Raw genomic sequence first — 13,477 nt, 5'->3', positions numbered from 1 at the left:
TATAAAATAGTATAAATATATATTGCGAGCCACAGGAATAATTAAATTCTAAGACACAAACAGAAGTAAAAATAATTGATTATGATGGATATACATATACTTTAAAAGAAATACAGGAAAATTATTTACCAGAGTTGAAGGAAAAGAATTTAATTTCATGCTCAATAAAAGGACTTATAATTTATAAGTCCTTTTATTATATTTATTCTTTGTTTGTAATTAATTGATTATCTTGGGTTCAGTTAAATTATAGATTCCTCTGAGAAACAACATGTCACCTATTATTAAAAATATGTAAGAATAGTTTATAAATATTTGATTTTCAATATTATTTATTATATCCATTTTATGGATGGATGAGGAACGTCTCTGCCTTCCTTAGTTACAGATGCTGTAGGGAAACCAATTGTACAGGCATCAAATCCATATTCACCTGTTGGTATTCCTAAAATATCGCAAAAATCTTTATTATTACTTAATCTTCCTATTATACTAACAAGTTCAAAACCTAATCCTAAAGCAGTTGCTTTAAGCCACATATTCTGCATAACATGAGATAATGACTTTTGTTCTATGGCTGGTATTCCACGACGTTCTGCCACAATAATAAGATAAGGTGCTGTCCCTACACCAAGAACCCCTTTTTTAACTTGCATCTTTAAAGAAGTAATGAAGGATTGTAGAGTGATGTCGTTCTCCGCCTCCTTCTCATGGGTTGATATTTGAGTTTTAATAACATCAACAAGAATAGTTTTAATTTTATCCATTTGTAAACTGTTATTTGAGATAACAAAAAAATGTCTAAAATCTGTTTGCTTTGCTACTGCAAGTATTGCATAAGGTGCAAGTCTTCCAGTTTCAATTATTTTTTCAACTAGTTCTTTTGAAGGTATTTCTTTTGTAAAACTTCTTATGGATCTTCGAGTTCTTAACAGCATATCCAAAACTTCATTAGCATTGTTTTTATCTAAATTGTTCATTTTTATCCTCCATTAATACTATTCTTAAGATATCCTATAATGCATCCATATAAAGGCGAAATTTTCGGTCATATTAAACATTTACTTCAAATTAATTCGCTATTTTTTATGAACACGTTGTTGATTAATAACCTATATGTATATTATAATATTTATATTGATTTATGCAATGAACAATAATATTTAAATTGTTAAGTAATAAACATTTACTATAAAATTGTTAATTAAAATTAAAAAAATTTATATAGAATGAGGGAATAATTCATGAAAAAAGTATCTATTGATAGAAGAACAATACGTACTAAAAAAATGATTAGGTCTGCATTAGCAGAGTTAATAGACGAGAAAGGATTTAACAATATATCAGTTACTGACTTAACTCAAAGGGCGGATATAAATAGAGGAACCTTCTATCTGCATTATGTTGATAAGTATGACTTGTTAGAGAAGATTGAAAATGAAATAATACAGGAAATTGAAGAAGAGACTAAGCACCTTGATTCAGTCAATATGATGAATATAGATGCCTCAAATGAACCCCTTCCATTTAGGGTAAAGCTTTTTGAATATTTTAGAAAAAATTCGGTAATTATTAAATCTATTTTAGGTCCCAAAGGTGACCCTACTTTTGAAAGAAAAATAAAAAGATTTATTGAAATCAATTTGTTTGAGAAACAAAAGTTAAAAAATTTTAACATAGATGAGGCAGTAATTTCAGAAGAATATTTTATACAATATATACTTTCAGCGGACTTAGGTGTAATTCAATATTGGCTTGAAAAAAACATGAAAGAATCTCCTGATGAAATGGCACTGATACTTGCTAGAATGTCGTTACTCGGTCCATTAAGGGCAGTAGGTATTCGTAAAGATTCATAAAAACAATTTTAATAGATATTATTTTGAAAAGTTTAACACAAGACACTGTTTCAGAAATGATAAAAATTACGCCTCAACACATGTCGAATTTTGAGACTGGCAATTCTAGTGTTAGCCTACCTACTTTGGTTGCGATTGATAATATTTTAGGCATATCAATCGACGAATTACAGTGAGAGACAATACTAGACTCTAAAGTTGTCCTTGAAAAAGAATTAAAATAAGTGATAAGTGATTGTAATGACTATGAGATAAGAATTTTAGCTGATATAGTCAAAGCTTCAAAAGAATCAATTAGAAAAGTTAAAATATTTCAATCAAATTTAAGGGAGTAATATATGAAAAATGAAAATATAAGTTATTTGGGATTAGGATTATGCTTTGGTGTTATTTGGGGTTCAGTATTTAAAAATTTAGCTATTGGTTTATCCCTTGGGTTACTTATTGGAGTAGCATTAGATAGGAAGAAAAATAAATAAAATTTCTGTAGTAGAGTATATCCAAAAATAAGAATTTATTTTTTTATAGTAAAATTAAAGTTCTTAGAATTCATTCAAATGTAGAAAAAACAGATGTCTGCTATTATCTAAGTATAAACTATATGTAAAATAGATTTGATAAAACGTATGTGATGATTATACTATCGTTTCCTGACCTCTTATGAGGTTTTTAAATGGTATATCAGTAAGAATTATATTGTATAAAAATATAAAACTTATTGATGTACCATATGTAAATCTATAAAATAACTACTAAAGTAGCCTTCCGATAGTTATAAATAAACCCTTTAGAATTAATATTTTTATTTATCTTGCTTCCAACCTAATAACTCATTAGGAGAACACTTGAGAGCCATGCAAATTTTTTCTAATGAATCAAATTTAATAGATATCACAAGATATGTATTGTACACAATTTAATTATTGACAACCATTGTTGCATATAATTAATATAGTAAGTGTAAAATATTGGTAGCAATTAAAAATAGAAAACATATTAAAAATATTTCATACAAATAAAAAATAACCCAAAATCAACTTAGTAAAATAACTAATATAAGTCAAAGTTATATATCAAAATTAGAGAGAGAATGATTTTATCATAGTCCAACAGCAACACTGATACTTAAATTGACAAAAGCACTCGAAGTTGATGCCTTAAAGTTAACAAGATATTTTAGTGAAAAAGATATATTAAAACCATCAGAAAAATAGTTCTAAACAATGAATTATAATTTTATTAATGATATAATAATAATTAACAAAAAATAGAAAAAGAATGAGTTCATGTTTGATGGCATACACTCATTTTTTCACTAATAAAACAATAGAGCCAATTAAGTATACATTTATGTAAGTCACAATACTTTTTATAAACCACAAAGAAGTGTTGAGAATATAAAAGAGTTAAATGTGATATTTATAGATATAGATTGTTACAATACAAATTATAATTTATATAAAAAGTAGTACAAAAAGGAGTATTTATGTTTGGATATGTTAAAATAAACAAAATGGATTTAACATTTAGAGAATATGACCATTACAAAGCTTATTATTGTGGGCTATGTAAATATTTAAAAAGAAATCATGGAGAAATTTCTAGATTTTCTCTGAATTATGATATAACCTTTTTAATTATTTTATTAACAGCAGTATATAAGCCAGAGTCTACAAATACAGAAGAAGTGTGTGTAGTTAGCCCATTTAAGAAGAAAAAGATAATTACAAATGATATTACAGAATATGCAGCAAGTATGAATGTTCTTTTAACGTATTATAAATTGGAAGATAATTTAATGGATGATAAACGCATAAAAGATAAATTAGCATATTATATATATAAAAACAAATTAAACTTAGCCTATGAGAAATATCCTGAAAAAGCTGAGTATATAAAGCAACAATTAAATGAATTAAATAAGTTGGAAAAGGACAAAAATATAAATATAGATGAAGTGTCTAATGTCTTTGGAAATATAATGGGAGAAGTATTTGCGTATAAAAAAGATGAAAATGAGAGAAATCTAAGAATGATAGGTTTTAATATAGGTAAATATATATATTTATTAGATGCATACGAAGATTTAGACGAAGATTTTAAGAAAGGAAGATATAATCCTTTTATAGAATATATAGATAAAAATGATGAGTTAAAAGAAAAAGTTAAAAAAATAATTGTAACATCATTAGGTTTTTTAGCTAGGGGAATTGATAATTTAAATCTAAATAAAAACGTTGGAATAATAGAAAATATAATTTATTCTGGGGTTTATTTAAGATACATGAATATATTAGAAAGTAGAGGTGAAAATAATGTACAGTAATACTTATAATAATGAAAATTTTATGAGAGCAAGAGCTTTTATGGAAAATAGTGAATTTAAAAAAGCCTATGATTTTTTAAAAACATTAACTGACAAATGTGCAGAGTGGTATTATCTAACTGGTTTTTCTGCGATGAATATTGGATATTATGAAGAAGGAGAAGACTTCTTAAAGAGAGCAAAATTCATGGAGCCTGAAAATCAGGAATACAATGATGCACTTAGAAGTTATACACAATATAGAAATGAATATAACAATAGAGCTGATAATTATAATAGAAGAAGACGTAATGATTTAGATGGATGTTGTTGCTGTTGTTGTGATGACTGCTGTTGTTTAGGTGATGATTGTTGTGAAAACTGCGCTAAACTTTGGTGTCTAGATTCATGTTGTGAATGTTTTGGTGGAGATTTAATATCTTGTTGTTAGGATGATAAATATGAGTATAAAAGTTGCTTATGGAGGAGTTTTATTAGCATTAAATGTAATACTGTTAACTCTTACAAATATTATTTCTGTAAATACATTGTTTATCATGGGGTTAGCATCACTTTTAGTATCAATTGTAATAATGGAATGGGGATTTAAAAGTGGCATTGCTTTTTATATAGGTTCTGTAGTATTAGGATTTATAGTAATGGCAAGTAAATCTCAATGGATTGTATATTCCCTTACTTTTGGGATATATGGTATTGTTAAATATTTTATAGAAAAAGATAGGTCAATATATATTGAGTATCTTATGAAATTAGTATTTGCAAACATAATGATATTTATATTGTATTTTATATTAAGGACAATAGTTTATATTCCAATAAATATTATTATAGTAGCCTCATTTGAGGTAGCCTTTATAATATACGATTATGTATATAGTTCCTTTATCGATTATTACAATAATAGACTAAGAAAGATGTTATTTAAAAATAACAACTGACCTAATGTTTTACTTTAGAATGATTTTAATTTGTATATGAATAATACATTTGTGAAGGTACATTGAAATATAAAAATAAAATTAACATATGTATGAGTTTGTTTAATAAAAAAGACTTTGATTTTTATGTCAGAGTCTTTTTGTGTTGTCATCTAGGATTTAAAAATTTTGATAATAGCAATTTTTTTATTTAAAATAGGGAGTCGCCACCTGAGAAACAAAATCTATAACATGTTAAAACTGTTTTTCTTAAAGATACTATCAAAAGAAAATAAGATACTGTTAAGGACAAAAACATAACTTGAATAGCAGTGATGAATGTTGTCTTATTTTAAGATAAAAAAATTATAATATAGAAAATTTATTAAAATAAAAATAAAGGATATCATTCTAATGATGACATCCTTTATTATAATAAGACTTTTGTTATATAAGTCTTTAAAATAACTAATATAAATTAAATATCCACTATATTTACATCTGTAGATAAAGAATATATAATGTCTTTTCTTTCTACTATTATTTCAACATTTTTAGAAATTTCCTTGTTAAGTGATATTTGAGCCAAAAGTTCTTTTGTAGGATTTATTGCGATTGGATTTCCAACTCTTTTTAGCATATTTATATCGCCATTAGTATCTCCATAAGCGTACGAATTTGATAGGTCTAAATCATATTTTACAACAAAGTCATTTATAGCGTTATTTTTACTTATAGAATCCCACATCGGTATGACTGTTCCTGTAAATATATTATCTTCAAACACATAATCACTTCCTAAAAAGTCAGTTACATTGTACTTCTGAGCCATTTTTTCAACTAAAAATCCAGGACTACCAGATATAAAGATAACTATATGACCCTGATTTAAATGCCAATCTATTCTTGAACGTGTATATTTATAAACTCTATCTGCCTTTAATTTAATTACCTGGTCACTTGTAAAATTAATGCAAGTTTTATCTAAGCCTTTTAAGGAGTCAACATAAAGATTACATATCTCTAATAGGTAATCATCATAGTTGCCTTGCCTTTTATCCCAATCCATAAACGTATCTCTAGCGTGTTTATACCAATTTTTTTGGTCAATTATATCATATTTAATTAATTTCTTAAAATGTTCAACCATAAGAGAGTCCCTATAAAGAGTACCATCTATATCAAAAAAAGCTGCTATATTTTTCATAAAAACCACCTCAATTAATCATTTCCTTATATTATATTATAAATTGTACCTAAGTTGTTAAAATATATGTATAATAATTTATATATTAAAAAATAAAGATTTTAAATTTTAAAGGACGTGATTGTATGAATTTTAATTTTTCAAAGGTTACAAATTCTAGACTTATGGGGAGCTTGGGTCTTATAATAAATTGGATAGACAATAAAAAAAATCACTTTTGTCAATATTTTTTATTGGATGCAGAAGGGTTAGGTTTGGCGGATTATGTGAGTTTGAAAAATCCAACACAAGAAGAAGCTTATAGAGAAGAAGAAAGATTAATGGGTGGATTTGGCTCAGATAGAATTGGATTAACAGAGGAGGAATCTCTGTTTTTAGTATCTTATTTTGGAAATAAGAATATTTGTTATAACAAGATATTACCAGGAGATAAATGTGAATACATTGACATTATAAAAAATTATAAAACAGATTTAACTATAGAAAAATTATATAATAAAATATGTAAAAGAGTTGATGAGGAAGTTGAATTCATAAACTATATGACTATGAGGTTTATAGCATGGGACAGAGAAAGTTTAAGATACTTTTCTGGAAGTGACGAGATTGCAAATATGCATATTACAAATATCAATGGTACATTGCTTAAAAATACAGTAAGCAATAAAGGACAAGGTAGGTATATTAGCGAGGCTTTATATGAAGATAATGATGGGTATTATACATGTAAAATAGCCTTTTGTATAAGTAAATGTAATGAGACTGGCTTTAAAATTAATTCTATGCTAGTAACAGATAAAGAGCCTATGTACGACTTTGAAGTTTTTGATGAAATTTCTAAGAGTGAATTTGTAAGTGTATATAGTGTAAGTTCACCTGAGGAGTTTGCAAAAGTATTTTATGAAGAAAATCCGTTCTTATTAAAAAGTAATATGAATGAAGGGATATTTTTTACTAGATTTAATTTTAATAATGACCATGTTAAAGAAAATGTATATATAATAAATAATGATATGAAAGCTATATATTACTTAATGGGAAACAAGTTTTTTATAGGGACTTATAGTGATAATGATTGTAATTGTATTAATGAAATAAGTCAGTCTAATTATAGCAAATACATTAAATTCGAGGAGAAATTTTTCTTTGAGCAAAATGCTTTATACGATTTTGCAGAGTCAGATTCAATAGACTTTTATGACTTTTTGGAATAATATATGATTTTGGACATTATTTAAGCGAGATTAACTGAATTTAATCTCGCTTAAATTTATTTCTATAATATTGGGGGAATATTATGAGGAATACATTTATTATTGTGGTCAATTATTAAAATTTTATACAATTTATATAAAAATATTTTATTTCTTTTTTTAATAATATTTGTCAATATTGGTTTTTAGCATACCGTATCTAAACATATTACTAGATATATAGGGAATAAGATATATTTTATGGTGAAGCTATGAAGATTTATAATGAAAATAAAATAATATTAAAGAGTTATGAATGATAGTTATAATAAAATTACAAGCTTTTATTTATTTGTAAATATATTAGAATCATACCAACTATCAAGACGGATGAACTTAAATGGCTGATGTATATAGACTGATTGTTCAGGACAATTATAAATACATCTCATGCACAAACAACAACTCCAATTAAATTTGACTTTATCCTTGGTAATATTTATATTATGTTTAGGACAATTATTGGCACATTTACCACAGTGAGTACAAGTATCTTTAACATAGAAGAACTTACCTAAAATACGAGCACCATACCACTCTAATCTACCAAAAAAAGCTAAAAATTTTACTGAAGTTCTACTAGTTGGTAGATGTGAGATTCGATTTATTAAATTATGTACAGTAATAGGTATTTTTTTATCTGCTTCATTAATAAGCTCTTTTGTTTTTTGGTCATCATATTTAACCATAAAATTTGAGGGCATAGCAAACAATTTATTATAAAATACTTTGAAACCTTTAGCATTCAATCTTTTGATTAGTAAATTGGATGAAGCATAATTTATATAATGTTCTTCTCCAGCTGTATGAATTATGAATGTATCCATAGAGTCTATTTTTGGTAAGTGTTTTACAAAGTCTAATACAATTTGAGGTGCGTTAAAGGAATGTACTGGATAAGCTATTCCTACTGAATCATATGATGTTAAATGAATATTAGACATCTTGATATTTTCAATTCTTCTGCAATCAACATAAGTCTGTTGATTTTCAAATTCTTGTTTTATTCTATTTACAATATATCTTGTCATACCAGTTCCAGAGAAGTAAAATACACATATTTTATTCAAAACAATACCTCCTATAAATAAGATAATAACTTGTTAGAGTCATTATAACATAGAGCTAGTAAACTTAAGTTGAGAAATATCTAAGAAATCCAAAAAACCATGAGAAAGGGTGTAGTCCATGTATCCTTGACAATCTAAACAAGAAGAAAATGCCAGCATGTTTTTTTGTATAGTTAATGAAGATATGCATGATGTAACTGACTATTCGATTGAAGGATTTGTGAGCTACTTACATAAACATCAAACAAATAGTGATATACAGTGATATTTTTTAAGTATTAAGTTAAATGTAAATAAAAAATCAGATAAAATTTTATTTTATCTGATTTTTTATTTACATTTATTTTATTAGATTATGTTAATATTTTTTGACTAAATAAAAGGATATTCAATCAAAATTTTATACCTATAATAATATTGGGGGAATATTATGAGGAATACATTTACTATTATGTTCAATTATTAAGGTCTTATACAATTTATTTAAAAAATAAAAATATTTTACATTTCTTCCTCATCAAACTCCTCAATATTAGTTTGTGGCATACCTTGTATAGACATATTACTAGAACCATAAGGAGTCGGATACATGTTAGAAGGCATATTACTAGGCATAACTACAGGCATACCATTCATTGTATTATGACATATAACACCTGGTATCATCATAAGTACATTAGGAGGCATATTTTGATTACATGATAAGTTAGGAATACCCATGTTATTCATATTATACCCCATATTATTCATGTTGCCAGACATGTTGTTAGGCATACCCATATTATTCATGTTACCAGACATATTGTTAGGAATACCCATATTGTTATTCATGTTACCAGACATGTTATTAGGCATACCCATATTATTATTCATATTACCAGACATATTATTAGGCATACCCATATTATTATTCATATTACTAGACATGTTATTAGGCATACCCATATTGTTATTCATGTTACCAGACATGTTGTTAGGCATACCCATATTGTTATTCATGTTACCAGACATATTAGTAGGTACACCCATATTATTAGATGTATTATAGTTCATGTTGTTAGGCATATTGTTTGGATTAGATGTGTTGTAGTTCATATTTCCAGATGTATTATTTGTGTTAGGCAAGTTGTTTGGAGAATTACTACTTTTAGGATAATTATTTACGCTATTAGGATAAATGTTACTTATGTTCTGATTATTAGGTATTTTTGTATAACCACTAGGGATTTGTGGGTCATTTCTCAACTCATCTTGGGGAATTTCTTCGTTAGTAATATAATCTGCATAATTAGCAGGGTCTAAGTAAGGCATGTAACTAGTATCTAAGTTCTTTTTTTTCTTATTACTCATATTAAACTTGCACCTCCTAGAAAAACTATAAAAAAGTTTACAAAAACTTATTCTAATAATATATATATTAAAAAAGTCCATAATATGTGCATTCTAATTATTATTAAATAAATAAAAAAATATTGTTGCGAAATCAGATATAATAGCATATAATGAACATATGAACAGTTATTCATATATTAAAATAACGGAGGATTATACAATGAGAGAAGAGATAAATGATTGTAGTTGTAATATAATACATGAGGAAATAGTAACAGAAGCTAAGTCAACTATGCCAGATGAAGAAATGTTATATGATTTAGCAGAATTATTTAAAGTATTTGGAGATACTACTAGAGTAAAGATATTATATGCATTATTTGCAAATGAAATGTGTGTATGTGATATAGCAAGTTTATTAAATATGACTCACTCTGCAATATCTCACCAACTTAGAGTATTAAAACAGGCTAGGTTAGTAAAATTTAGAAGAGATGGAAAGACAGTATATTACTCATTAGATGATAGCCATATAAGTCAAATATTTGACTGTGGATTAAATCATATTAGAGAGACTTATAAATGATAAATGAGAGGAGTGAATATATATGGAAGCAAATAATATAATTAAAAAGGAATTTATATTAGGAGGATTGAATTGTGCACATTGTGCAGAAGAGATTAACAACAAAGTTTCTAAGCTACAAGAGGTTAAGTCTTCTAATCTAAATTTTATAAATAAAAAACTTACAGTAAATATAGAAAATAGTTTTGATGAAGAAAATACTATAGAAAAGATAATAGAGATAATAGATTCAACAGAACCAGGACTTAATATACAAATAAGCTCTAAAGACAATACAATAGCCAACAAAACATCAACTAAAAAGGAGCTTATATTAGGAGGATTAAATTGTGCACATTGTGCAGAAGAGATTAACAACAAAGTTTCTAAACTAAAAGAGGTTGAATCTTCTAATTTGAATTTTGTAAATAAAAAACTTACAGTAAACATAATAAGTACTTTTGAAGAAGATTCTGTTATAAATAAAATAAAAGAAATAATAGACTCAACAGAACCAGGACTTGATATACAAGTAGAGTCTTCTGATAAAACAAAATCTAGAACGATTGAAAAGTCAGAAACTGTGAGCGATACAAATAAAAAAGAATTAATTCCACTTATAATAGGAGCTCTTGTATATATTTTTGGTATATATCAAACAGCAACAGGATTTGAAAGTCAATTTAGCAATATAGTATTTATAGTTGCTTATGTGATAGTAGGTGGAGATGTACTTTTAAGAGCAATAAGAAATATATCAAAAGGAAGAGTATTTGATGAAAACTTCTTAATGGCTCTAGCAACAGTAGGGGCATTATTAATAGGAGAACTATCAGAAGCAGTAGGAGTTATGCTTTTCTATAAGGTAGGAGAGTATTTACAAGGTGTTGCGGTTGGAAAGTCTAGAAAGTCTATAACTTCACTTATGCAAATAAGACCAGATTATGCAAACCTAAAAGTTAACTCTGAAGTTAAAGTAGTATCTCCAGAAGAAGTAAATATAGGTGATATAATAGTAGTAAAACCTGGTGAAAAAGTGCCATTGGATGGTGTAGTAGTAGATGGAGTATCTATGTTAGACACTTCTGCACTTACAGGAGAGTCTGTATTAAGGGAAGTTGAAAAAGGAGACGAAATTTTATCAGGTGTTATAAATAAGAATGCTTTACTTACTATTGAAGTTACAAAGAGCTTTGGAGAGTCAACAGTTTCAAAAATACTTGACCTTGTTGAAAATTCTAGCATTAAAAAATCAAAAACAGAAAATTTTATATCTAAATTTTCAAGATACTATACTCCAGTAGTAGTTATAGCTGCTTTATTGATAGCATTTGTACCACCACTTGTTATTTCAGGTGAAGTATTTAGTGATTGGCTATACAGAGGGTTGATATTCTTAGTTGTTTCTTGTCCTTGTGCATTAGTTTTATCAATACCACTTAGTTTCTTTAGTGGGATTGGATTTGCATCTAAAAATGGAATACTTATAAAGGGAAGTAATTACTTAGAGGCTTTAAGAAGTGTAGATACAGTAGTGTTTGACAAAACAGGAACCCTTACTAAAGGTGTGTTTAATGTAACTAAGTTAAATCCTGTGGGAATATCAGAAGAAGAATTATTGCAATATGCAGCTCTTGCAGAAGTAAATTCAAATCATCCAATAGCAAAATCTATATTAAGCTACTATAGTAAGAAAATTGATTTAAATACAATAGATAGTTATGAGGAAATAGCAGCCTATGGAATTAGAGTAAAATACAATGGTGAACTTATATTGGCAGGTAACGAGAAGCTTATGAAAAAGGAAAATATATTCTATTCACCAGCTAAAGAAGTTGGAACAGTAGTGTATATTGCTGTTGATAAAATGTATAGAGGTTATATAGTTATATCTGATGAGATAAAAGAAGATAGTAAAAATGCCATAAGAAGTTTAAAATCAATAGGAGTAAAAGAAGTTGTAATGTTAACTGGAGATAATGAAAAAGTAGCAAAAAATATCGCTCAAGAGTTAGGATTAGATACAGTTTACTCTAATTTACTTCCTAATGAAAAGGTAGATAGACTAGAAGAGTTGTATGAAGGTAGAACAGAAAAAGAAAAAATAGCTTTTGTAGGTGATGGAATAAATGATGCACCAGTTTTAGCTAGAGCAGATGTTGGTATAGCAATGGGAGGTCTAGGTTCAGATGCAGCTATTGAAGCAGCAGATGTAGTACTTATGACAGATGAACCAAGTAAAATATCTAAAGCCATTGAAATAGCAAATAAGACTAATAAGATAGTATGGCAAAATATAATATTTGCTCTAGGTGTAAAAGTTATAGTTATGGCACTAGGAGCTGGAGGAGTAGCTACTATGTGGGAGGCTATATTTGCTGATGTAGGGGTAGCACTTATTGCAGTACTAAATGCTATGAGAGCTATGAGATAATATGTAAGTTAAAAATAAATAGATTTTATTAAAAGATTGATTATAAAAGAAGAAGTATTGATAAGTTTATTCTAACTGTATTAATACTTCTTCTTTTATGATTGTATTTATTTACATCTATTTCTATATTCTTATTTATTGTCTGTATTTTCTACTGTATTTTTTCAATTTATATAGGGATAATTCTATTATAACTGTTGAATTTGTATATAGAAATATTTAAAATATTAATAATTAAGATAAACAATTGTGATTTTTTATAAAAAAATATAAATATATTAAAATTGATTGAAGCTATGGTATTACTACATTATAATGGAATATGTGATAATGAAAATTAAAAAATTTAAAAAAATAATTTGAAAAGTATTGACGAATTATTTTTAAGGTGATATAGTATTACTTGTCCTTAAGAAAAGGGCAAACATGGAAAATGAAAAATGAACTTTGAAAATTAAACAGTAGGTTAATTTATAAAACAAGAAACAAACCATAAAGCCAGATATTTTGATAA

General features: G+C 26.7%; 15 protein-coding genes and 1 pseudogene. 11 read left to right on the top strand and 5 right to left on the bottom strand.

Features of this window, described 5'->3' with window-relative positions:
- Nucleotides 1-335: 335 nt before the first annotated feature.
- Nucleotides 336-980, bottom strand: coding sequence for a nitroreductase family protein (locus KGF41_RS07345; RefSeq protein ID WP_227827706.1), 645 nt, complete (start codon nucleotides 978-980; stop codon nucleotides 336-338).
- Between the two features lie 264 nt (nucleotides 981-1,244).
- On the opposite strand from KGF41_RS07345, the gene KGF41_RS07340 reads away from it, so the two are divergent.
- From KGF41_RS07340 to KGF41_RS07330, 3 genes are all read left to right on the top strand, one after another.
- Entirely contained in the window at nucleotides 1,245-1,859 is a 615-nt protein-coding gene (locus KGF41_RS07340; RefSeq protein WP_227856533.1) for a TetR/AcrR family transcriptional regulator C-terminal domain-containing protein, read from the top strand.
- Between the two features lie 23 nt (nucleotides 1,860-1,882).
- The gene (locus tag KGF41_RS21115; protein ID WP_413841441.1) at nucleotides 1,883-2,035 is read left to right on the top strand and encodes a helix-turn-helix domain-containing protein; all 153 of its coding nucleotides are present in this window, start codon (nucleotides 1,883-1,885) and stop codon (nucleotides 2,033-2,035) included.
- 162 nt (nucleotides 2,036-2,197) lie between these two features.
- Entirely contained in the window at nucleotides 2,198-2,338 is a 141-nt protein-coding gene (locus tag KGF41_RS07330) for a hypothetical protein (RefSeq protein WP_227842612.1), read from the top strand.
- Between the two features lie 323 nt (nucleotides 2,339-2,661).
- On the opposite strand, the gene KGF41_RS07325 is transcribed toward KGF41_RS07330, so the two are convergent.
- Nucleotides 2,662-2,754 carry a helix-turn-helix domain-containing protein gene (locus KGF41_RS07325; RefSeq protein ID WP_227842692.1) on the bottom strand — a complete coding sequence of 31 codons (93 nt, stop codon included), beginning with the start codon at nucleotides 2,752-2,754 and terminating at the stop codon, nucleotides 2,662-2,664.
- Between the two features lie 127 nt (nucleotides 2,755-2,881).
- Between KGF41_RS07325 and KGF41_RS21110 the strand changes: the two genes are divergently transcribed.
- The 4 genes from KGF41_RS21110 (at nucleotide 2,882) to KGF41_RS07305 (ending at nucleotide 5,123) form a co-directional block, all read left to right on the top strand.
- Nucleotides 2,882-2,953: a helix-turn-helix domain-containing protein gene (locus tag KGF41_RS21110; protein WP_227842691.1), complete on the top strand. Its 72-nt coding sequence runs from the start codon at nucleotides 2,882-2,884 to the stop codon at nucleotides 2,951-2,953.
- A gap of 392 nt (nucleotides 2,954-3,345) precedes the next feature.
- Nucleotides 3,346-4,185: a DUF5685 family protein gene (locus KGF41_RS07315; protein ID WP_227842611.1), complete on the top strand. Its 840-nt coding sequence runs from the start codon at nucleotides 3,346-3,348 to the stop codon at nucleotides 4,183-4,185.
- The gene (locus KGF41_RS07310) at nucleotides 4,175-4,615 is read left to right on the top strand and encodes a hypothetical protein (RefSeq protein ID WP_227827700.1); all 441 of its coding nucleotides are present in this window, start codon (nucleotides 4,175-4,177) and stop codon (nucleotides 4,613-4,615) included. The genes KGF41_RS07315 and KGF41_RS07310 overlap by 11 nt, the downstream gene beginning before the upstream one ends.
- Before the next feature lie 10 nt (nucleotides 4,616-4,625).
- The gene (locus tag KGF41_RS07305; protein WP_227854677.1) at nucleotides 4,626-5,123 is read left to right on the top strand and encodes a hypothetical protein; all 498 of its coding nucleotides are present in this window, start codon (nucleotides 4,626-4,628) and stop codon (nucleotides 5,121-5,123) included.
- A 457-nt stretch (nucleotides 5,124-5,580) separates the two neighbouring features.
- On the opposite strand, the gene KGF41_RS07300 is transcribed toward KGF41_RS07305, so the two are convergent.
- Nucleotides 5,581-6,309 carry an HAD family hydrolase gene (locus KGF41_RS07300; protein WP_227827698.1) on the bottom strand — a complete coding sequence of 243 codons (729 nt, stop codon included), beginning with the start codon at nucleotides 6,307-6,309 and terminating at the stop codon, nucleotides 5,581-5,583.
- A 125-nt stretch (nucleotides 6,310-6,434) separates the two neighbouring features.
- Here KGF41_RS07300 and KGF41_RS07295 point away from each other — a divergent pair, with 125 nt between their 5' ends.
- A complete protein-coding gene (locus KGF41_RS07295) occupies nucleotides 6,435-7,523 on the top strand; it encodes a hypothetical protein (RefSeq protein WP_227842610.1) in 1,089 nt (362 codons plus the stop codon).
- A 323-nt stretch (nucleotides 7,524-7,846) separates the two neighbouring features.
- Here the strand turns inward: KGF41_RS07295 and KGF41_RS07290 are convergent, their stop codons facing one another.
- Nucleotides 7,847-8,632 carry an EFR1 family ferrodoxin gene (locus KGF41_RS07290; protein ID WP_227842609.1) on the bottom strand — a complete coding sequence of 262 codons (786 nt, stop codon included), beginning with the start codon at nucleotides 8,630-8,632 and terminating at the stop codon, nucleotides 7,847-7,849.
- A 95-nt stretch (nucleotides 8,633-8,727) separates the two neighbouring features.
- Here KGF41_RS07290 and KGF41_RS21105 point away from each other — a divergent pair.
- Nucleotides 8,728-8,805, top strand: a pseudogene (locus KGF41_RS21105) (DUF6485 family protein); the annotation flags it as partial.
- Between the two features lie 328 nt (nucleotides 8,806-9,133).
- On the opposite strand, the gene KGF41_RS07280 reads toward KGF41_RS21105, so the two are convergent.
- On the bottom strand, nucleotides 9,134-9,982 hold the full coding sequence (locus tag KGF41_RS07280; RefSeq protein ID WP_227856532.1) for a hypothetical protein: 849 nt from the start codon (nucleotides 9,980-9,982) through the stop codon (nucleotides 9,134-9,136).
- A 202-nt stretch (nucleotides 9,983-10,184) separates the two neighbouring features.
- On the opposite strand from KGF41_RS07280, the gene KGF41_RS07275 reads away from it, so the two are divergent.
- Together KGF41_RS07275 and KGF41_RS07270 are read left to right on the top strand one after the other, a co-directional pair.
- Nucleotides 10,185-10,550 carry an ArsR/SmtB family transcription factor gene (locus tag KGF41_RS07275; protein WP_227827694.1) on the top strand — a complete coding sequence of 122 codons (366 nt, stop codon included), beginning with the start codon at nucleotides 10,185-10,187 and terminating at the stop codon, nucleotides 10,548-10,550.
- Between the two features lie 22 nt (nucleotides 10,551-10,572).
- Nucleotides 10,573-12,963, top strand: coding sequence for a heavy metal translocating P-type ATPase (locus KGF41_RS07270; protein ID WP_227827693.1), 2,391 nt, complete (start codon nucleotides 10,573-10,575; stop codon nucleotides 12,961-12,963).
- The last annotated feature ends 514 nt before the right edge of the window (nucleotides 12,964-13,477 follow it).

The organism is Clostridioides sp. ZZV14-6150 (assembly GCF_020657875.1).
GTDB lineage: Bacteria > Bacillota > Clostridia > Peptostreptococcales > Peptostreptococcaceae > Clostridioides.
Note: the sequence above shows the minus strand (reverse complement) of the source record. Positions and strands in the feature narration are given on the sequence as shown.